18 protein-coding genes are annotated in these 21,436 nt (G+C 57.0%); 3 read left to right on the forward strand and 15 right to left on the reverse strand.

Annotated features, from left to right (window positions below; all coding sequences use genetic code 11):
- Together EII11_RS00990 and EII11_RS00995 are read right to left on the reverse strand one after the other, a co-directional pair.
- A complete protein-coding gene (locus EII11_RS00990) occupies positions 1–762 on the reverse strand; it encodes a YebC/PmpR family DNA-binding transcriptional regulator (RefSeq protein WP_124867682.1) in 762 nt (253 codons plus the stop codon).
- Positions 763–907: 145 nt separating this feature from the next.
- Complete coding sequence (locus EII11_RS00995) at positions 908–1,387, reverse strand: SixA phosphatase family protein (protein ID WP_165867016.1); 480 nt, start codon at positions 1,385–1,387, stop codon at positions 908–910.
- 107 nt (positions 1,388–1,494) lie between these two features.
- Here EII11_RS00995 and EII11_RS01000 point away from each other — a divergent pair, with 107 nt between their 5' ends.
- On the forward strand, positions 1,495–1,737 hold the full coding sequence (locus EII11_RS01000; protein WP_124867686.1) for a hypothetical protein: 243 nt from the start codon (positions 1,495–1,497) through the stop codon (positions 1,735–1,737).
- A 58-nt stretch (positions 1,738–1,795) separates the two neighbouring features.
- Here EII11_RS01000 and EII11_RS01005 read toward each other — a convergent pair whose 3' ends face one another.
- The 9 genes from EII11_RS01005 to glgA form a co-directional block, all read right to left on the reverse strand.
- Entirely contained in the window at positions 1,796–2,323 is a 528-nt protein-coding gene (locus EII11_RS01005; protein WP_124867688.1) for a YdbT family protein, read from the reverse strand.
- Positions 2,324–2,451: 128 nt separating this feature from the next.
- Positions 2,452–3,159 carry a histidine phosphatase family protein gene (locus tag EII11_RS01010; protein WP_124867690.1) on the reverse strand — a complete coding sequence of 236 codons (708 nt, stop codon included), beginning with the start codon at positions 3,157–3,159 and terminating at the stop codon, positions 2,452–2,454.
- Between the two features lie 141 nt (positions 3,160–3,300).
- Positions 3,301–6,372, reverse strand: a complete 3,072-nt coding sequence (locus EII11_RS01015; RefSeq protein ID WP_124867692.1) for a choice-of-anchor M domain-containing protein — start codon at positions 6,370–6,372, stop codon at positions 3,301–3,303.
- A gap of 142 nt (positions 6,373–6,514) precedes the next feature.
- Positions 6,515–9,595 carry a bifunctional [glutamine synthetase] adenylyltransferase/[glutamine synthetase]-adenylyl-L-tyrosine phosphorylase gene (locus EII11_RS01020; protein WP_276310947.1) on the reverse strand — a complete coding sequence of 1,027 codons (3,081 nt, stop codon included), beginning with the start codon at positions 9,593–9,595 and terminating at the stop codon, positions 6,515–6,517.
- Complete coding sequence (locus EII11_RS01025) at positions 9,595–10,929, reverse strand: glutamine synthetase family protein (RefSeq protein WP_124867694.1); 1,335 nt, start codon at positions 10,927–10,929, stop codon at positions 9,595–9,597. Before EII11_RS01025 ends, EII11_RS01020 begins: the two co-directional genes overlap by 1 nt.
- Positions 10,930–11,008: 79 nt before the next feature.
- Positions 11,009–11,908, reverse strand: coding sequence for an SPFH domain-containing protein (locus tag EII11_RS01030; RefSeq protein ID WP_124867696.1), 900 nt, complete (start codon positions 11,906–11,908; stop codon positions 11,009–11,011).
- Positions 11,909–11,942: 34 nt separating this feature from the next.
- A complete protein-coding gene (locus EII11_RS01035; protein ID WP_124867698.1) occupies positions 11,943–12,419 on the reverse strand; it encodes an NfeD family protein in 477 nt (158 codons plus the stop codon).
- Between the two features lie 73 nt (positions 12,420–12,492).
- The gene (locus EII11_RS01040) at positions 12,493–13,284 is read right to left on the reverse strand and encodes an ABC transporter ATP-binding protein (RefSeq protein WP_124867700.1); all 792 of its coding nucleotides are present in this window, start codon (positions 13,282–13,284) and stop codon (positions 12,493–12,495) included.
- 129 nt (positions 13,285–13,413) lie between these two features.
- Complete coding sequence (glgA, locus tag EII11_RS01045; RefSeq protein WP_124867702.1) at positions 13,414–14,637, reverse strand: glycogen synthase; 1,224 nt, start codon at positions 14,635–14,637, stop codon at positions 13,414–13,416.
- Positions 14,638–14,840: 203 nt separating this feature from the next.
- Between glgA and glgC the strand changes: the two genes are divergently transcribed.
- Positions 14,841–16,085 carry a glucose-1-phosphate adenylyltransferase gene (glgC, locus tag EII11_RS01050; RefSeq protein WP_124867704.1) on the forward strand — a complete coding sequence of 415 codons (1,245 nt, stop codon included), beginning with the start codon at positions 14,841–14,843 and terminating at the stop codon, positions 16,083–16,085.
- A gap of 215 nt (positions 16,086–16,300) precedes the next feature.
- Positions 16,301–16,969 (forward strand): phosphoserine phosphatase SerB, encoded by a 669-nt coding sequence (gene serB / locus EII11_RS01055; protein WP_124868266.1) that lies wholly within the window; start codon positions 16,301–16,303, stop codon positions 16,967–16,969.
- Positions 16,970–17,026: 57 nt separating this feature from the next.
- On the opposite strand, the gene EII11_RS01060 is transcribed toward serB, so the two are convergent.
- The 4 genes from EII11_RS01060 to thrS form a co-directional block, all read right to left on the reverse strand.
- Entirely contained in the window at positions 17,027–17,569 is a 543-nt protein-coding gene (locus EII11_RS01060; RefSeq protein ID WP_124867706.1) for an NUDIX hydrolase, read from the reverse strand.
- Complete coding sequence (locus EII11_RS01065) at positions 17,569–18,744, reverse strand: PrsW family intramembrane metalloprotease (protein WP_165867017.1); 1,176 nt, start codon at positions 18,742–18,744, stop codon at positions 17,569–17,571. The genes EII11_RS01060 and EII11_RS01065 overlap by 1 nt, the downstream gene beginning before the upstream one ends.
- Complete coding sequence (locus tag EII11_RS01070) at positions 18,741–19,343, reverse strand: HIT family protein (protein ID WP_124867710.1); 603 nt, start codon at positions 19,341–19,343, stop codon at positions 18,741–18,743. The genes EII11_RS01065 and EII11_RS01070 overlap by 4 nt, the downstream gene beginning before the upstream one ends.
- Positions 19,344–19,414: 71 nt before the next feature.
- A complete protein-coding gene (gene thrS / locus EII11_RS01075; protein ID WP_124867712.1) occupies positions 19,415–21,424 on the reverse strand; it encodes a threonine--tRNA ligase in 2,010 nt (669 codons plus the stop codon).
- Positions 21,425–21,436: the final 12 nt, after the last annotated feature.

Raw genomic sequence — 21,436 nt, forward strand, 5'->3', positions numbered from 1 at the left:
TCACTCTTCCTCTTCAAAGTGGGCGCGGACTTCGTCCGACATGGTCATATTGTGGTAGACGTTCTGAACGTCATCGGAGTCTTCAAGTGCGTCAATGAGCTTATTGACCTTTGTCACGCCCTCAACGTCAAGGTCAACCTCGGTGGAGGCGACGAACTGCACTTCAGCCGAGTCGTAATCGACACCAGCTTCTTGCAGGGCGGTACGAACGGCAACCAGGTCAGTGGGTTCACATTCGATAACAAAACCTTCGCCGAGGTCAATGACCTCTTCAGCGCCTGCATCCAGAACTGCTTCCATGAGGGTGTCCTCGTCCACGCCGTCAGCGGCGGGCACTTCAATAATGCCGCGACGGGAGAAGAGGTAGGCCACCGAACCAGGGTCAGCGAGGGAACCGCCGGAGCGGTTGAAGGCGAGGCGGACGTCAGAGGCTGCGCGGTTACGATTGTCGGTCAGACACTCGACGAGGAAAGCCACCCCGTTTGGCCCGTAGCCTTCGTACATGATGGTTTCGTAGTTCGCGCCGCCGGCTTCAGCACCGGATCCACGCTTGACAGCGCGGTCAATATTGTCAGCGGGAACGGAGTTCTTCTTCGCCTTTTGGATGGCGTCGAACAGTGTGGGGTTGCCTGCGGGGTCGCCGCCACCGGTGCGCGCTGCCACTTCAATGTTCTTGATTAGGCGAGCAAAGAGCTTTCCGCGCTTGGCGTCAATGGCGGCCTTCTTGTGCTTGGTGGTTGCCCACTTAGAGTGTCCCGACATCAGTGCTTCCTCTGAGGTAGATACTTACCTCGTTATTCTAACGGTATTCACCGGCACCTTGTTTTTTCGCTCAGGACTTTTCAAGGTGCGCCTCGTAACAGTCTGAAAAGCGTTGCTCATCTTGACGGCGGAAAGCGGAGAGTATCTATCCCTGGTAGAGAACCTCAAGTTCGCATTGCTGGTCGTGGAGTGTCGACCATTCAGCGTTGTGTCGCAAAACGAGGGCGGTGGCAGTGGGAACGCCTCTGCTAATCGCGTGCGAATCGATAGCCAGAAGACTTCCCACTTCCGAGATCGTGGGTTCATGGCCGATGATGACGAGCGTTCGCGCATCATTGATCTGGGAGATGAGCGTAAGAATATCCTTGGGATAGGCGGTGTAGAGGCTTCGATCTGCCCATGCTACTTCTGCGGGGCATGCGCGAAGCAGATGCTCCGCAGTCTCTTGTGTGCGCCGCGCGTCAGAGTAGACCGCAACATCACATGTGGGCAGAATCTGGGCGAGGCGCTGGCCGAGCAAGCGTGCCTGCTCATGCCCGCGGCTACTTAAGGGGCGGGCGTGGTCGCCGCCATCTGCGTAAGGTTCGGCGTGAGCATGCCGAACGAGGACGAGTGTGTGTTCCATCTCTCCATTATTCACGCTACATGGGGGCGCGGCCATTATGCAGCCCGTGGCTGAGGCCGCTTTGCCTTCTACACTGGAGCCAGCATTGAAGTGGAAGGATTATCCCCATGGCACTTGCACGCGGCCCCCGTGATCTCATCTGCTCAGCTCGAGAGTGCGAGGAAAAGGCGACTCAGGCTCTGGTCTGGTCGAATCCTGCTATCCATACCGGCCGTACAAAGACCTGGCTTGCGTGCCCTGACCATGTGACTTTCCTGCAGGATTACCTAGGCTACCGACGCTTTCCTGTCGACGTCATGCCGTTGGTGGATTACTTGGAACAATACAACTCAACTGAGAGCCAGAGTTGAACAGCTCCGACCGGCACGAGCCCGGCCATTTTGGACATTCGAGCGTTTATGGAAGGCGCTATGAGTCTGCGGTGAGTTCACGCTTGAGGAACTCAGCATCAGCATGGGTGACAGAAAATGCGATGTCCCGTCGTCCATCAATACTCAGGCGGATGAAAGGAGCCCCAACAGAGAAAAGCACCACCCCCTTCTTCAGGCCGACACCAAATCCTGAGAGGTCGTCGGCTTGCGGATGATCTGCCACAGCACGAATATTTTCCAGGGGGATCGTCCGCGAGGTACCGATCACGCTTTCTTGAACAATGAAGTCGTTACGGGTGATGCGCCACTCTACCCGGGTTCGTCCAAGAGTTGCCACACCGACAAGAGCGAGGGCGATCAGCACTGCAACCAAAGCCATCACCCATGTGTTCACGGATTCTGAGTCACTCAGAAGCCATCGGATGATCGCGATACAGACGAGTGCGGTCACGACAGCCATGGCCACCATCATCATCTTCCACACCCGTCGTTTTTCGGGAGAGAATGTCCGTACGCCCTCGAAAAGCACCTCGGGCTGAGTGGCAGAAACGCTGTGGTGTGACATGACTGGCCCCTTTCGCGCCATTGCAAAGTGACGCTTCTATTCTCCCAGCCATTGCGCCTGCGTGCACAAGATCACACTGAAGCCAGTGGATTGGTTGTAGTGCTAGTGCGTAACTTTCCCCTCCTGCTTTAGCCGTTATTCAGGCTCATGGTGACATCGTCGGAAACATCCCACGCATCAAGTGGACGTTCATTCCAGGTCTTGGCATGGAAAGCGCCGATCAACCCACTGACATCGTTGAGGTCATGACCGTGGGGCAGTTCCAGGACGCAGGTGTGGGTATTCTCCAGGCGATACTTCATGACGAGGTTGACAGTGATGTCCGTTGCGAGCGTTGCGGCGATAACACGATTGAGTGCGCCATGGGCAACGATGACACCGACACCATCTTCACCTGCGGTGCGACGCACGCTAGAGAGAACCTCGTGGACGACAGGTAGGGCTCGGGTGAGGATCTCTGAGCCGCTTTCTCCACCGGGCATGCGAACACCCCACTCCCCTTGCGCCCAGGGTGCGAGGGTTCCCATGTAGCGCGCAATATCCGAGATTCCGGCATTCATCTCAAGGTCGCCGGAGCGCACCTCGCGAATACCTGGACGCACAAGCGGGGTGAGGCTGTAGCGTGCACATAGAGGGGCGGCAGTTTGCTTCGTTCGTGTCAGTGGAGAAACCGCAACGGTGGTGGGGGCTGGTGCCACTTCATTTTCCCAACGTGCGGCAAGTCGTTGAGCCTGCTGGAGTCCGCGGTCATTCAGAGGAGCACCGGGGCGGCCGGTGTCGAGGGCGCCTGTGACATTCGACGAGGTTTGACCGTGACGGACAAGTACCAGATACATTCAATATTCCTTAGGCGAGGGATAGCGATCGTGACGACGTCATTTAAGTCTCCCACTACCGGCACTCCCAATGAAAGCCGGACACTATTTGCCCCACTAAACGCCCCGCCGAGTGTTCTTCGGCGGGGCGCTGCTGGAGGTTCAAGACATCAGACTCTTTCGAACTGCGACGACGGTGATGGCTCCGGCGGCTATGGCGGCAATAAGGATGATGCCCACTGTCACTGGAGAGTATCCGCCAAGGATACTTGGCGATGTTGCTGCCATTGGCAAGGATTGCGCAGCATCTTCACTGCTGCTCTGTACGTGATCTGACGACTGTGTTTGCGGCTTTCCTTGCGCCCGAATAACAGTTGTCCGGGCACCACTTTGGTGGCGATCAACCGATTGCGATGTATCGGCTTGAGATGTGCGACCGCTTTGGGCTGTCTCACTTGAACCCGTCGGGCGCGAAATATCGACAACCCGACCTGTCCGCTGTCGGGATGTTGACGCGGACGTGGACTGCTGCGGAGCGTTCTGTGCACCTGCGTTGAGCGAGGAGTCCGTTTGGCCCGAAGGTGGTTTCTGGCCGGAATTTCCCTGTTGAGAACTCCGCGTTGCGGTGTCGGTTGGCTTCGAGGATGGTGTCGTTGATCCGGCATCCTTCTGTGTGCCTGTGTCGTGTTGCTGGCCGTCGTCAGGTTGGGCCTTCGGCGGTGTTGAGGAATCCGGTGTGCCTAGTCCTTTGAGTCTATCGAGGTCGCGTTGCACATCAGGTTGAGGCGTTGGCGTGCTATTGCCCTTTTTATCTGGCTCTTTGTCTGGTTCACGAGTCGAGTTATCCGGCTGTGAAGCCGGAGGTGGGCTGTTCGGTGTATCCGGCTGGTCGCCTGTCGGAGGTTGAGGGGTCTTCACTGGAGGAAGTGCTTCGGCACCGCGATCAACAGCGAAGGTCACTGTTGCGGGAGGAGCGATTTCTTTGCCCGCACTCACCGCGCGCACTGCAAGGTGATACACACCGGGTTGGCTAAAAATCCATGCACCGTGCAAGTGTGTGCTTTCAGTGGTACGAATCCATTTCAGGGCAGGCTCGTTCGTTCGCACCCGTACGTTAACCTCGTTTCCTAAACCGGAGGTGGTCACGAAGGAAACGACGCCATTTGCCGGGCCTTTGCTGAGGGTCACCTCGTAGTCGATGCCCTGAGGATACGCCGAATAGTCGATGCCTTCGGTGGAGAATCCCGGCCACACGAGAGAATCGACCTGAGTCTCAGGCAAGACGTAATTCTGGGTGCCCACCGGCCCGAGGAAATCAAAGGTAGGCGCGTTGAGCTGCTCGCTGCGGCGCATAAGAGCCGAGCGCGGCACAAGTAGTGTCACCGCTGAGGGCTCACGAAGGACACTCTTTTTCTCCCGCGTCAGACTGTCGTCCTTAATCGCCATGGTGATGCTGCCGTTCGCAGCAGGGACAAGGCGAATATCGAGGTGCCCCTTACCCACTTCGATGGGATCGCGGTGGAGTGTCTGAACGGTTGGAGGCTGTTCCACAATCGGAGGAAGCTGGGGGTGTGGTTGAGGTTGAGGCGCAGGTGTACCCGGAACAGTCGGGGGCGTTGGAGGCTGCTGGGAGTCCGCAGGCCCTACCAGCTCGTAACTATTGTCTGCTCGTACGGCGAGGTTAAGCGAGTAGGCGCGTGCCGTGGAGAGTCCCGGATTGTCCACAGTGCGTGTCATCGGTGCGACATTGGCGTAGGGGTGGGGCAGGACGGAGATTTGAATGACAGGATGATCCTTGCAGTAGTTAAAATCGCCGGTAAATACTGCCTGGCCGTTGACAAGAGTTCCTTCGGCCGAACAGTCGGCAATGCTTGCACTTTTATCCCGGAAGAAACCGATCTTATAGGTAGCGTTCAGATGTGTATCTCCGCGGAGGGCAACAGAGTATTCGTCGCTGTCGGTAAGAGGAGCGATAGCCAGTTCCATTGCTCCACTCGTGACTTGCTGTGCCTGAGCGGTCAATGTGGGTGAAAGCTCACGCGCCTGTTCGGCAACGAGAACATCTGTCCCTTCAGTAACTGTTACGGCCTGCCCATGCAGACGTGAGAACTCAAGAGGTTGTGACGCCCAGCGTGCGCCTGCGGAGTCAGTGGGAATATAGATTGCTTGGAATGTGGAGGCAGAGTCGCCAATCATCTCATCGAAGGTGGCTACGCCGTTGGTGACCGGCACTTCATTCATATAGAAGCCATCGATGGTGACGATAAGATGCCCATTATCGCTGTCGTTGCCGGTACTGAAGGTGAAATCAGTGAGGAAGTCATCCCCAGCAACCTGGAAGTTTGTCTTTGGCGCCATGGTGAACTGGGGGGTTGTGGACAGTCCGTCGGCGCGTTGGGTTGGTGCTTGTGCAAAGGCGACGCGGACGTCTTTGACGCTCCCCTGGTCGGGGCGAGTACCGCCTACCTGCCAGACAACTGGTGTTACTCGAGAGGTGTAGACCTTCTTGCCGTTGGCATCTCGGGCGACAGCAGCAACGTTCACCTCGTAACGGCCCGGTTTGCTGAAGGTCGTGAAGGTGTGCATGTGGCGAGGGTTGAAGATGGTGCGATAAGCGAGGTCATGGCTCGACCAACTACGGCGCACGCCCCACGTGGTGCGCGTAAACATTTCCATGCGCCCCGGACCGTTGACACTCACAAGGTCAAGGACGTAGTTGTGGGCTTCGAACTGGGAGGAAGCACCCGACAGTGAACCATCAACCCCAATCCCTGCCCAGATGGGCGTGTTGCCCGGGCCTGGATCTTGCGGTGCAGACAGCCATGTTGTGCCTGCTTCCCCAAGGAAAGCGAGTTGGGGGTCATCGGGGACAGAGAAGAGATGCTTCACGATGGGGTAAGACGTGCTGCCAGCCCATCCGCGCCCGAGCCACAGGACGCGGGTATCGGCAGGATCGTGGTTCACCTGAATAGACAGAGTTTTACTCGTTGGATCCCACGCAGGAACGGGTGCGTCAACGTGTTGGCGTGTCACCGTCACTCGATCTTGATCTGGCCCGGCATGGGCAGCGTCAGCAACAACGACGCCACTGAATGCGCCAAGAAGAAGAGCGCTCCCGATCGCAAAAGGCCTGCGAAGCGCCGACCATGCACCGCGCGCTCGGTACCCTGATGCTTCTTCCTGCCACTGTGTCGGTTTTTGCGTCTGTTGATTGCGTGAACGCTTGGTGAGCATTCCTACCCTCACTCGCTACTATTGATAATCGTTATCATTGTAGCAAGTGGAGGTACAGCTTCAAATCACGTTAGTAAAGCTATCGCCCACATAACGCCCGCCCCCAACACAACACCGCGAATATGTTGCCTTCAGAGTAGACTCACTCACGGCCGTAAAAGACCTTCTCCATCACCACGCGCGCGCGACGTGCTGCACGCAGCCAGTCCTCCTCCAACTGGCTTTCAAAGCCACGCTGGTAACCCATCAGACGCGCAAGAGGCACGATGTCACGGCCATCTCTCGAAAGCACATCAATCTTGTTTCCGCTCATTCGGCCCGAAATCAGCACATTTCCTGCACGAATACGCGCGGCATACTCCCAGGCGATTCGTAAAGCATCCACCTGATCGTACGTCAGTAGCCCCGCAGCACCAGCGGCGCTAAGAGCCTGCATTGTCGAAGTTGTTCTCAGCTCAACACACTGACTCGCATGCTGAAGCTGCAAGAGCTGCACTACCCATTCGACATCCGTCAAACCGCCCGGACCAAGCTTCACATGACGAGCTGGCTCAACACCTCGCGGCAACCGTTCGCGCTCCATTCGCGCTTTCAAAAGACGAATCTCCGTCAAAGCCCCGTCAGATAGCGCCTGACCGTAACGCAGCGCATCAATCTTCTGCATCGTTTCCGCAAGCAATAGCGTATTACCTGCTGCAGGACGCGCCCTCAGCAAAGCGTGCCTCTCCCATGCAAGTGCCCAGCGATCGTAATATTCAGCGTACGCCTGAGGGGTTTTCGTCATCGGCCCGCTGCGCCCCTCCGGCCGCAGATCAAGATCAAGACTGACGCCCGCATGCGAAGCTGTACTCCCTAAAAGTCCCCGAACTCGGTTCACTACCCGTGTCGCAGCTTCCGCAGCCTGAGCATCACTGACGCCGGGCTCAGCAGCATGGACGGCCATAACATCAGCGTCTGAGGCAAAGGAGGATTCTTGCCCTCCGTATCTGCCCATCGCGATAAAAGCGACATCAACAAGTCGGCCGTGTTGCTCGCGATCCTCCCGAAGAGCACTCTCAAGTGCAGCAGCGAGCACCTGATCCGTGGCAGCAGAAATCTCAGGACGAACGGGACGGATATGCTCCACTGCATCCGACATTGCCGCCCTCGTCAGTTCCCGACTACGCACCGCACGAATACGTAAAGCCGCAGACTCCGCATCAGGATGGCGCTGAACAAGTGCCGCCATTTCCGAAGCTAAACGCTCAGGATCAAGCGGTTCAAGCATCGCATCATCATCGAGCCACTGCACCGCTTCAGGACGCATTCCCAAAGATTGCGCGATCCAACGGCTCGTGGAAAGCACAGTGCATAGTCGCTGTGCGGCAACCCGAGAATCACGCAAGAGTGCGAGGTACCAGTGTGAATCCCCGATCTGGTCAGAAAGAGTTCGGAAGTTCAACAACCCCATATCTGGATCAGGACCGTCGGCCAACCAAGAAATCACGACAGGAAGTAGGTGCCGTTGGATCGCTGCCCGCCGTGATGTCCCCGCCGTCAGGGCTCGAATATGCCCGAAAGCCCCGCGAGTATCAACGTATCCGATCGCGGCAAGGCGAGCCTGCGCTCCTGCCTCGTCAAGGCCAGAAGCATCCCCACCAACAAGACCCGCCTGCTCAGCGCTCAACTGCGCGGTAGCCGCAACGATCGGACGATAAAACATATCCTCATGGAGGGCACGCACGCGGGATCGCACACGCGCAAGCTCCTGAAGAAAATCCTCGGTAGTAGTAAAACGCGAGCCAAAAGAACGCCACAAAGCACGCAATTGGCCCCCCTGACTGGGAAGCAGATGCGTACGACGCATTCGCGGTAACTGAGCGCGATGCTCAACAGCACGCAAGAAGGCATAACACTCGCGCAGCTCTGAAGCGTGGGAACGAGCCACATATCCGCCAGCGCTCAAAGCCGACAGAGCCTCCATAGTATTGCGCTGATGGAGCGTCTCGTCGTAGCGCCCATGAACCAACTGAAGAAGTTGGACGGAGAACTCCACATCACGCAGGCCACCACGGCCGAGTTTAAGTTCGCGTTCAGCATCCTTGCGAGGTACTGACTGCTCAACACGCACGCGCATTGACCGCGCAGCCTCCACAAAACCTTCGCGTTTTGAGGCACTCCAGACGAAAGGCGAGGCCGCCTCAACGAAATCCTTTCCTAGCTCAGGATCCCCTGCACTGCAGCGGGCCTTCATCAACGCCTGGAACTCCCAGGTCTGGGCCCATTTTTCCCAATACATCCTGTAGGACTCAAGGGTCCTCACAAGAGCCCCGTCCTTACCCTCGGGACGCAAAGCAGCATCAACAGTCCACAACGGCTCCTCAGTACCTGGACCCGAACATACCTGCGCGGTCATAGACGCCAAACGGGTTGCGATTGATAGAGCCTCATCATCGCCCCTGGCCACATAGACAACATCCACATCAGAGATGTAATTAAGTTCCTCTGCCCCGGTTTTTCCCATCGCAATGACAGCCAGGCAAGCCCTCCCATGAGGGTCAATATCCCGACGCGCCAGCGACAACGCAGCCTCAAGTGTTGCGTCAACAAGTTCAGCCATACGGCGTCCCACGACAGGCATGTGATCAACAGGATCATGATGTGTCAGGTCATCGGCAACAATGCCGATAAGGACCTCGCGGTACGCTCTGCGAACATCATCCACGCCCACACCAGCCCCCGCGCGCAAGACCCCAGCCTCAGAGGTCAGAAAGCTGTGCTGCTCCACCTCTGAGGCCCGAACCTCCTCAACATTGAGGGCAGCAAGCACATGTTCGCGCACTGAAGGAGGGCGTGTCCACGCCCACTGTGCTCTGTGCGGGCCCGCAATGATGTAATCACCGAGCTGGCGCGAGAGCCCAAAGATCGCCGAAAGGCGCTTCAGGTTCTCCGGCTCCTTGTGGAGATCTGTCAAGATCTGAGAATCAGCTTCGTGTAGACGCAGCATCTGCAAAAGGCACAGATCCGGATCTGCACTCATTCCACACTGTTCAGCCCAGTACTGCGCCTCGCCCGGGAGTTGCTCGCACATCGCGCGCGCCCGCTCAACGTCAGCAAACCCCCAGGCTCTCAGGTCATGTGTACTCTGATCGCGGCCTCCTCGTTGGCCAGCAAGAGGCCCCCCGAGCACACTCGCTTGAGTCCCGGCACTCGGGTCGTCGGCCCCTGACGAACTAATCATCATCAGTTGACTTTCATAAACTGTCGAAGCTCCTGCGGCGTGATCTGTGCCCGGTACTCACGCCACTCCTTCTCTTTATTGCGCAGAACGTAATCAAAAACCTCTTCCCCTAGCGTTGCGGCAACAAGTTCAGAGGAACGCATAAGCGCCGCCGCCGACTGCAACGAGGCAGGTAGAGGATCAATACCAAGAACCTGGCGTTCGTTTTCAGAAAGGTCCCAGACGTTGTCTTCAGCCTCGGGCATAAGCGGTAAACGTCGTTCAATGCCATCCAGTCCAGCCGCGATAATCACCGCCAGACCAAGGTAGGGGTTAACAGCCGGATCAAGAGCGCGATATTCAATCCGAGCAGAGGAGCGTTTTGTTGGCTTATAGACGGGAACGCGCACCAATGCCGAACGGTTGTTGTGCCCCCAGCAGATAAACGAAGGCGCCTCTCCCCCACCCCATAGGCGCTTATACGAGTTCACATGCTGATTGGTGATCGCACAAATCTCTCCCGCATGTTCAAGCAGGCCCGCAATGAAATGACGGCCGGTAACAGAAAGACCGTATTCTCCTGCAGGGTCATAAAAAGCGTTCTCTTCCCCCTCTAAAAGGGAGAAGTGCGTGTGCATGCCCGAGCCAGGATGCTCAATGAAGGGCTTAGGCATGAAAGATGCCACCATGTTTTCACGCAGGGCAACCTCTTCGATCACTGTTCGCGCCGTCATAATGTTGTCGGCTGCTGTGACTGCGTCGACTGCACGCAGATCAACCTCGTTTTGTCCTGGGCCGCCCTCGTGGTGGCTGAACTCGACATTAATACCGAAGTCTTCGAGCATCTGAACCACTCGACGCCGGAAGTCATTGGAGTCTCCACGCGTGACATGGTCAAAGTATCCAGCGTTGTCAACGGGCACCATATGATCAACCGTCAACGGCTGCTGGAAAAGGTAGAACTCAATCTCCGGATGGACCATCACCGTGAAACCCATATCGCGGGCACGTTCGACAGTACGTTCGAGTGCACCACGCGGATCGGAGCGCGCTTGGAGCCCGTCAGGGGTGAAAACATCACAAAACATGCGGGCAACAGCATTGTCACTGTCATGCCAGGGAAGCAACTGGAAGGTTGAGGCATCGGGACGCAGAAGCATATCCGACTCATGGACACGAGTGAGGCCCTCAATAGAGGAGCCATCAAAACCAATCCCCTCTTCGAAGGCTTCCTCAAGTTCACCCGGATCAATCGCCACCGACTTCAAAACACCAGCAACATCTGTGAACCACAGGCGAATAAAGCGGATATTGCGCTCTGCGACCTCTCGCAAAACCTGCTCTTGAAGTCGGTCCATGGCTTACTCCTTGTGATCGTTCATGTGCGAAAGGCCGTGTCTGTCGCATGACGTGCGACAGACACGGCCTTACCCTCAGTCAGTTCTTTGAACCGCCAAAACCCTTCGCAACAGCATCGAGCGCTGCGGTGAGTTCGGTGGGAACAACCCACACCTTCGAAGCGTCGCCCTGAGCAATCTGCGGCAACATCTGCAGATACTGGTAGGACAACAGATCAGGGGTGGGATTGCCGTTATGAATGGCATCGAACACGGTCTGAATCGCCTCGGCTTCACCCTGGGCACGAGTAACCGCAGCCTGAGCGTCACCTTCAGCCGACAGAATCGCAGACTGCTTCTCACCCTCAGCCTTAAGAATCTGAGACTGGCGCACACCCTCAGCAGTCAAGATAGCTGCGCGCTTATCACGCTCCGCACGAAGCTGCTGCTCCATCGCATGCTGGATTGACGGCGGCGGATCAATAGCCTTGAGCTCCACGCGGTTCACGCGGATTCCCCAACGGCCGGTGGCCTCGTCCAGGACGCCACGAAGCTGGGCATTGATATTGTCGCGGCTGGTCAGCGTAGCTTCCAGGTCAAGGGAGCCGATGACATTACGCAAAGTGGTGATCGTCAACTGTTCAATGGCTTGAATGTAGTTGGCGATCTCATAGGTGGCATGCATCGGATCATTGACCTGGTAGTAGATCACCGAGTCAATGGAAACCACAACGTTATCAGCGGTAATCACAGGCTGAGGCGGGAAGCTTGTCACCTGTTCACGTAGATCAACGCGGCTAGCAATACGGTCAAGGAAGGGAACGACCAGATGCAGACCGGCGTACATCACCGAGTGGAACTTACCCAAGCGTTCGATAACGAGTGCGCGCGACTGCGGCACGATCTGAACTGCTCGTACCACGATAATGACGATGAAAAGGACGAAAAGAATGAGGGCAATGAGCCCTACTGTTCCGCCAGCGGTGGCAAGAAACTCCATGCAGCTTTCCTTTCTGTGCAGCAGTGAAGCGAGTCTATGCGCTATGGATAGGGGCATCGACGCATGTTGCATCAGCAGGCGCCGTTTCATTTGCGGTCACTATAGCGGTGGCCCCATCAATCGAAGTGACAGTCACCGCAGTACCAACGGGAAGGCATGCGCCGCTCGCTGTTCGCGCGCTCCAGATCTCTCCGTCAAGACGCACACGACCGTTATCTCCCTCAAGGGCATGTGTGACAACAGCGTTCATTCCAACCAGGCTCATAGCATTGGTGTGAACATTGGGGGTGGACCGTGCAAGGTGAGCCTTTGCCCAAGGTCGGACGAGGAAGAGCAAAAGTAGTGCGACCACAGCGAAGACAGCCACCTGAACAATAAGCGGCGCGCCCAACGCTGATGCAAGCGCTGCACATAATGCTGCCAATGCCAGCATGAGGAAAATGAAGTCAACGGTCAATAACTCGACAATGCCGAGTCCGACCGCGGCGATCGCCCACCACACCCAGCTCATCACAGCCTCCTTCTCGGTCCGCTCTCACAGCGGTTAGAACCTTAATGTTCTGCTCTACAAATAATAGACGACACTATGCGTCGCGCGGAGAATGAGCGTGCCAGCGTCCGTCCACCCGCGATACGGTCAGCGGCAGACCAAAAACTGTCGAGAGGTTAACGCCGGTGAGAACCTCATCAATTGGACCAGCGTAGGCAATCTGCCCATCCTCCATAAGCGCAGCATGAGTAAAGCCCGCTGGGATCTCTTCAATCTGGTGGGTGACCAGGATAAGTTGCGGAGCACGAGGGCCCGAGATAATTTCCGTCAACGCTCCGACAAGTAGCTCACGGGCGCCTAAATCAAGTCCTGCGGTGGGCTCGTCAAGGATAAGAACCTCTGGATCGGTCATCAAAGCGCGCGCGAGAAGGACCCTTTGCCGTTCACCCTCTGACAGGGACGAAAAACGACGATCAGCTAGCTCTCCCACACCGAAAGCGGCAAGCAGATCATGTGCTCGTTGGGTATCGGCATCTTCGTAGTCCTCGTCAAAGGAACGCGTCTGTCCCCAAGCGGCGGTACGCACACAATCCCGAGCTGTCTGTCCAGGAGCAAGACGGGAAGCAACACTTTGAGAACTGAAACCAATAGCAGTCGCCAAGGAACCTGCAGGGTGTTCACTCACCGGGCGCCCCAACACCACGGCCTCGCCCTCGTCAACACTTTCTTTTCCCGAGGCGACCCGCACGAGCGAGGTTTTTCCCGCACCATTAGGGCCCATAATGACCCAGTGCTGGCCAACTTCAGTTGACCACGAAATGTCGTGAAGGATTCGTTGTCCGGAGCGAGTCAGGGAGACTGATTGAAGGTGAAGAACGCTGCTCATAGGAACAGACTAGCCCGCGTTGAGTCGATTAGATATCTCAACGCGAGCTAGTTTCCGAATCCGTCATCACATGTCGTCTACAGACAAGTTCTCACAGGCGACGGGAGAGGGGCGCATCGAACAAGTGTCTTAGATCAGACTCTTGTAGAGCTCAACCGTCTTTTCCCCAATTGCTTCCCACGAGAAAAGCTCTCGCGCCCGAGCCAGACCAGCTGCTCCCATACGCGCAGCCAAATCCTTGTCTTCAAGAACGCGAATGAGACGCTCGGCCATATCAGCCTCGAAGCGTTCAGGATCGATAGGGGTGCCTGTTCCGTCTTGGAGTTGCTCAATTGGAACGAGGAAACCTGTTTCCCCGTCCACAATGACATCGGGAATACCTCCCGTAGCGGTGCCCACCACAGGCAGACCCAAAGCCATCGCCTCAAGGTTCACAATGCCAAGAGGTTCGTAAACCGACGGCGTGATAAAAACATCGGCTGCGTCAAGGATTGCTGCCACCTCTTTTTGTGGGAGCATCTGCGTAATGAGGACAACGCCGGAACGTTCTTCTCTGAGCTTGGCAACGAGGGCATCAACCTCGGCGGCAATCTCTGGAGTGTCCGGGGCTCCCGCGCACAAAACAATCTGAACATCAGCGGGCAGTTGGCGAGCGGCACGAAGGAAGTGGGGTAAACCCTTCTGTCGGGTAATACGCCCAACAAAAACAACGGTCGGACGTGAAGTGTCAATGCCATGCTCGGCACAGACGCGCTTTTGTCGTTCCCGTTCCTCGTCCGTTGAAGGAGCGTGCCACTTTTGCACATCAATGCCATTGTGGATGACGTGAATCTTCTCGGGATCTACCATCGGATAGCTACGAATAATGTCCGCCTTCATACCGTGAGAGACAGCAACGATGGCGGCGGCGGCCTCGTAAGCGGTCTTCTCAACGTAGGAGGACAGGCGGTAGCCGCCTCCAAGCTGTTCTGCCTTCCACGGCCGGAGGGGCTCTAGAGAGTGAGCACTGATGACATGAGGAACATCGTGGAGTAGCGCCGACACATGGCCCGCAAAGTTTGCATACCAAGTGTGGGAGTGGACAAGGTTCGTGCCCTCGGTAGCTGCGGCCATCTCAAGATCCACTGCAAGAGTTCGGAGCGCGGCATTAGCGTTTCTCAAAGATTCTGGCTCACTGAAGCCTGTCACACCAGGCTCAGCTCCATCGGTTCCAGGCAGCCGAGGACCATCAAAAGCCTGGACGCGCAGATCATCAACCAGAGGGCGAAGCACTTTTGCCAATTCGGTGACGTGTACTCCCGCGCCACCGTAGATGTGAGGTGGGTATTCGCGAGTCAGCAGGTCTACGCGCATCAGGGCCTCCTTCAGGATGGGTGTGTGACCAAGCCTAGCGATTTTAAGGCCTCAGTGCGCTCAAACACCTTAGGACGTTGCGACATTGTCATGCGCCATTCTTCCCTTTGCACCGATCGCAAGGCCCTACTCCCGAATCGATTTTGAGTTTTCAGCGGCTAATGTGCTCGCCTTCCAGCCTTCAGAGCCCTAAAGTGTGATCTATGGCGAAGAATTCTGTGCTTGCGATTGTCCTAGCCGGCGGCGAAGGCAAGCGGCTCATGCCGCTCACCGCTGACCGTGCAAAGCCCGCTGTCCCCTTTGGAGGTCACTACCGAATCATTGATTTTGCCCTGTCAAATATTGTCAACTCGGGCTACATGAAAGTCGTTGTGTTGACCCAATACAAGTCGCACTCCCTGGACCGACATGTCACAAAGACGTGGTACATGTCGCCTCTGCTCGGTAACTTCGTCGCACCGGTTCCAGCCCAGCAACGCCGCGGGCCACACTGGTACTTGGGTTCAGCAGACGCGATCTACCAATCCCTGAACATCGTCGAAGATGAATCGCCTGAATACATCGTCATCATCGGTGCTGACAACATTTACCGCATGGACTTTTCACAGATGGTCCAGCACCACATTGACTCTGGACTTCCCTGCACCGTGGCAGGTATTCGCCAGCCCATCGAACTTGCCCCAGCACTTGGCGTCATCGACAGCACGGACGGTGTCGTCGAGAACTTTGTCGAAAAGCCTGCCTCGGCTGAGAACTTGGCCTTGCCCGATGATCCCAGCAAGGTACTGGCATCAATGGGAAACTATGTCTTCAGCACTGAAGCATTGACGGCCGCGCTCAAGGAGGATGCGGCCAACCCTCATTCAAAGCACGATATGGGGGGCAATATTATCCCCTGGTTCGTCGAACGCGGCGAGTGCGGTGTCTACGATTTCCAGGACAATGACGTGCCCGGCTCCACCGATCGAGATCGCGATTACTGGCGTGACGTGGGTACCTTGGATGCCTACTACGACGCCAATATGGATCTCATTTCTGTCCACCCGGTATTCAATCTGTACAACCGGAAGTGGCCGACGATGACGATGATTGACGGGGACCTGCCACCGGCAAAGTTTGTCTATGGCTCGGAACACTCCCGAATGGGTCACGCTGTTGACAGCTTCGTATCCCCCGGAACGATTATCTCTGGCGGCGAGGTCTACCACTCGATCATTTCCCCAGGAACGAATATTCACTCGTGGGCGCAGGTGACGGACTCGGTGGTGATGCACGATGCGCGCATCGGACGCCATGCGATTGTTGCCAAGACGATCCTCGACAAGGGAGTTGTGGTTGAAGAGGGTGCCACCGTGGGTGTGGACCTTGAGTACGACCTCGCCCGCGGCTACACGGTGACCGAGTCCGGCATCACCGTCGTTCCTAAGGGAATGGTTGTGACAAAGTGAGCCAAGGCGTGAGCCTGGTTCTCGTTGTTCCTTCTCGCACGCAGTCCGGGGAGTTCCTCCGTCGTCTCGATAACGCGGGTGTTCTCCCCGGGCTTCGCCCCTACGTTTCCTACGAGGCCACCGCTGAGCTTCCCTCGGTCGATATTGTGTGTCTGCCGCAAGGAACAGACCGTGATGCGCGCCTTGTCACTGAAGCCAACGCTTTCGGTGTTGATGTGCTCACCATCCCTGAGCCTGTGGCCACTGGAGGCGCGGGCCTTGTTGTCACCGATGTTGACTCAACGTTGATCGCCCAAGAGGTCATCGAAGAGATCGCTCACTATGCGGGTACCCGTGATGAGGTTGCCCGCATTACTGAACGTGCGATGAATGGCGAGCTTGATTTTGCTCAATCCCTTCGGGAACGAGTTGCTACGCTTGCCGGTGTTCCCGAACGCGTCTTTGCCGATGTCAGTCGCGCAATTACTGTCACGGTTGGGGCGCGCAACCTCGTTGATGCCGTGCATGCCAACGGCGGAGCTTTCGGGATTGTCTCAGGCGGTTTTGACGAGGTCGTGGCGCCTCTAGCACGGAGCCTTGGCATTGACCACTATTGTGCGAATCGTCTGGAAGTCAAAGACGGCATGCTCACTGGTCGGGTGCTGGGAGATATTGTCACCGCCACCACCAAGGTTGAGATGCTTCATGCGTGGGCAGCGGCCCATGAGGTGCCTATGGAACGAACAGTTGCTATCGGCGATGGCGCCAACGACATTCCCATGATGCGCACTGCAGGTGTAGGCGTCGCCTTTTGTGCGAAACCCGCTGTGCGCGAGCAGATCGACAATCACCTGGCGATTCCTCGCCTTGATGTTCTCAGCGTTCTCACTCAGCCACTGCCGTAGGGTCTTTCAGCAAAGCCTGTCACATGCGCCTCACGACGATAGGTGACTGACCGCCTGTCATGCCTGTGGTGAACGTCCGTCCCACATCTCCCGCATGACACCATCCCAGCCATCACGCCACTGCGGCGCCAGAGTTGCAAGGCCTTTTGGTGTCAACATAGTTGTTTGCGACAGCTCCTCAAGATCTTCAAGATCCCACCAGCGTTGCTCATCGATAACTTCGCGCTCGAGCTCAGTCCACCCCTGATCGGATAACTCCGCCGCATCCGTGTGTACGACGAAGAAATGCTCGTCTTGGCGAGCAGTAACCGAGAGGAACTCAAACTGTGCCCGGCGGTAGAGCACTGGTCCGATCAGTTCCTCCGCACTCACGCGAATACCGGTCTCCTCGAAAAGTTCACGCACTGCACCATCACGGGGGTCCTCCCCCGGTTCAAGTCCCCCACCAATGGTGAACCACCATCGATGCGGCGGATCCTCTCGATCATGGCCGTGAACAAGAAGAATCTGTCCCTTGCCGTTAAACACCACCACGCGAGCGGCATTGCGATGCGGGTAACCATCCTCGTCTGGCACCCAATCTGGGCCCAAGCCCGACATTAAATCCTCACTCCCGCTCGTTGAAGGAAAACCTGGCGGTGCTGCGTAATGTCCTGGAGAACCTGACGGTCATGCTCCACACGCAAAGGATCCGGCCCTAAACGTCGCATAATCTCTTCATCCAACCCCAAGGTGGCGCAACCATTCAGGAACGCTGTCATGGAGTCATGGGAAGGCTTACCGTATTGTTTGGCCCAGGCCTGAGCGCTCTTACGACCACTGCGGGTCGTCACCATCTGCACCTCATTGGGCAGAAGCCATCCGGAAGCAACATAGGTTTGGAGGCCGCGTGCGATCACCTTCGCTTCAGTGGCAGAGGCGCTACGCAAGAAAAGCATCCATACGACGAACATGGGCAGATGGAAGAAGAGGTAGAGGGCAACCCAGGTACCCGGAGAAGACAAGACTGCGGTGGCATTCCAGGCGGCATGGATGGCAACAGCAGCAAGCCACCCCAAAGGAATGAGCAAGAAGCCCGTTGAGCGCTGCGCCATTCGTACAGCCGTCCACCCCGCTGCCAGACCAATCATGGAGGTTGCCATGGGATGAAGGAAGGGGCTCATCACGCCGCGCATGACAAAGAGTATGCCAACGCCCCCAATGCCATCAGACATGGCGCCCTGCATGAAGTACATGATGTTTTCGATGAAAGCGAAAGCTGCGCCTGCAACTGCCGCGTAGTACACGCCATCCAGGATGGAGTTGAGGCGGTGGCGGCGCTTCCACAGAATCAGCACAACCCCCAAGCCTTTGAGGGATTCTTCAACAATCGGGGCAGCAACAATGACAGCCAAGGTTTCAGCCAGGGCTGAATCCCCGGTCGCTAGCTCAACAACGAGGGCAAAAGCCGTATTGATAATACTGGAGAAAAACGTGGCAATGCCGCCACCCCAGATTGCCAAGATCGCCGTCGTTCCCCATGGCTCACGCTCCCAACGGTCAACCGCAGCAAGCACCTGCATAACGACAAGGAAAGGCAAGAAGGCAGCCACAGCAAGGAGGGCCGTTGAAATCACGCCACCTTCAAGGGACATGAACCATAACAGTGCCAACATTGCCAGCAGGCCAAAGACCATGACGAGCACTTCAAAGACACCGGCACGTCGGCGTGGCAGTTGATGCGACCAGTCGGGCGGTTGCACTCCGCTGTACACCGAGATTGTCGGGTGGTTCACTCTTGTTCTCCTGTACGGGTCCATGCCTGCGCCAGACGGTGCCGGGCGTCTTCAAGTAATTCAGGAATAGCTTTGGTTTGAGCGATGATCGGCAAGAAATTCGCGTCCCCCGCCCATCTGGGCACGATGTGTTGATGGAGGTGCGCGGCAATCCCCGCCCCAGCAACTGCCCCCTGATTCATCCCCAGGTTGAAACCGTGGGGTTGAGCGACTGCGCGAGTCACCCGCATCGCTTGAGCAGTCAGTTCTGCCAACTCAACGCGTTCATCCGCGCTGAGCTCCGTATAGTCACTGACATGACGATAGGGACAGACGAGCATGTGCCCTGAGTTGTAGGGGAAAAGATTCATCACCACGAAGCAATGCGTTCCACGGTGGACGATCAGCCCGTCCTCGTCACTGCGCTGCGGAGCAGAACAGAAGGGACATTCTTGCTCTGTACTGTCCACCGGCTTAGATTCACCACGGATATAGGCCATGCGGTAGGGCGTCCAAAAACGAGAAAAGCCATCAGGGACGCCCGTAAGAGTACGCGCGTCCTCAGAACTTGCATCCTGAATGTGAGAAGCGTCAGACGGTGCGCCCTCCGCGTGCGTCATGATGGTTCTCCTTCGCTGGACAGTCCCTTTCAGACCTCAGGGAAGCGCCGCTGGGGCGCTTCCCCACGACCTTACTCCTCAGAGGCGGTCTTCGGCAGGCCTTCAACCTCGTCAGAGTTCACACGCTGTTCAATATGGGCCACGATCGCAGCCACAGCGTCAGCAACCGGCACACCATTAGTCTGCGAGCCGTCACGGAAACGGAAGGAAACGGCACCAGCCTCAGCGTCCTCACCGCCGGCAATCAGGGTGAAAGGAACCTTTTCCTTCGAGGCATTACGGATCTTCTTACCGAAACGATCGTCAGAGAGGTCAACCTCGACGCGCACCCCCTGGGCACGCAACTGAGCGGCCACCTCGTTAACGTAGTCGTAGAAAGCCTCAGCCACGGGCACGAGTTTGACCTGCACGGGTGAGAGCCATGCGGGGAACGCGCCCGCGTAGTGCTCAATGAGCACGCCAATGAAGCGCTCAATAGAACCAAACTTCGCCGAGTGGATCATCACCGGCTGCTGGTGGGTACCATCGGGGGCGGTGTACTCCAAGCCAAATCGTGCAGGCTGGTTGAAGTCATATTGGATGGTCGACATCTGCCAGGTGCGACCAATTGCGTCCTTCGCCTGGATGGAGATCTTCGGCCCGTAGAAAGCCGCGCCACCCGGGTCAGGCACGCAGGTCAGGCCGGTTTCCTCAGCGCATTGCTCAAGGATTCGGGTTGCTTCCTCCCACTGCTCGTCCGTGCCGATGAACTTATCCTTCTTCTTGCCGTCGGTGTCGCGGGTGGACAGTTCCAGGTAGAAGTCATCCATACCGAAATCGCGCAGCAGAGTGAGGATAAAGTTCAGCAGGTGCTTGATTTCATCGGCAGCCTGTTCTGGCATGACATAGGAGTGCGAATCATCCTGGGTGATGGAGCGCACGCGGGTCAGCCCCTGGAGCACGCCCGACTTCTCATTGCGGTAGACCGTGCCAAACTCGAACAGACGCAGAGGCAGCTCACGGTAGGAGCGTCCGCGACTGCGGAAGATGAGGTTGTGCATCGGACAGTTCATGGCCTTGAGGTAGTAGAGCTGGCCATCATCATCCATCGGAGGGAACATGCCGTCGGCGTAGTAGGGCAGGTGACCCGAGGTGTGGAAGAGGTCTTCCTTAGAAATATGGGGGGTGCCCACGTAGAGGAAGCCGTTGTCAATGTGTGCCTGACGGACGTAGTCCTCCATGACGCGCTTGAGGATGCCGCCCTTGGGGTGGAAGACGGGCAGGCCCGCGCCCAGTTCCTCAGGGAAAGAAAAAAGATCCAGTTCGGCACCGAGACGTCGGTGGTCGCGACGTTCTGCCTCTTTAATCCGCTCTTGGTAGGCCTGGAGGTCCTCCTTCGAGGCCCACGCGGTGCCGTAGATGCGTTGGAGCGGGTCGTTGGCCTGATCGCCCTTCCAGTATGCCGAGGACGCCTTCGTCAGACAGAAGCCCTGACCGATCAGACGCGTGTTGGGCAGGTGGGGGCCGCGGCACAGGTCAGTCCAAATCACCTGATCGTCGCGCCCGACATTGTCGTACATGGTGAGTTCGCCGGCACCCACCTCAACGGAGGCCCCATCGGCACCTGATCCCTTCGTCTGAACGAGCTCAAGCTTGTAGGGCTGGTCAGCGAGTTCAACAGCGGCCTCGTCTTCGGTGATGACGCGACGCTGGAAGCGTTGGCCTTCTTTGACAATACGCTTCATGCGCTTTTCCAGGTCACGCATGAGTTCAGGAGTAACGGCGTCGATATTGCCAAAGTCGTAGTAGAAACCGTCGGTAATGAAAGGACCAATACCAAGATTTACGTCAGGGAACACCTGTTGAACGGCCTGAGCGAGGACATGCGTGGTGGAGTGACGCAGGATATCCAGGCCTGCGGGGGAATCAATGGTGATGGCCTCGACGGTGGCGCCTGCGGGAAGTTCGCTGTAGAGGTCACGAGGCTCGCCGTTGATATGGAGGGCGATAACCTCCTTGCGGTCGGCGTACCAGGTGGTGCCTGTTGTGCCTGCCTCGATGCTGTGGTTGACACCGTCGATAATGACGTCAATAGAAGGCACCTTACACTCCTC

The sequence above is a fragment of the Schaalia canis genome, assembly GCF_003858455.1.
Classification (GTDB): Bacteria; Actinomycetota; Actinomycetes; order Actinomycetales; family Actinomycetaceae; genus Pauljensenia; species Pauljensenia canis.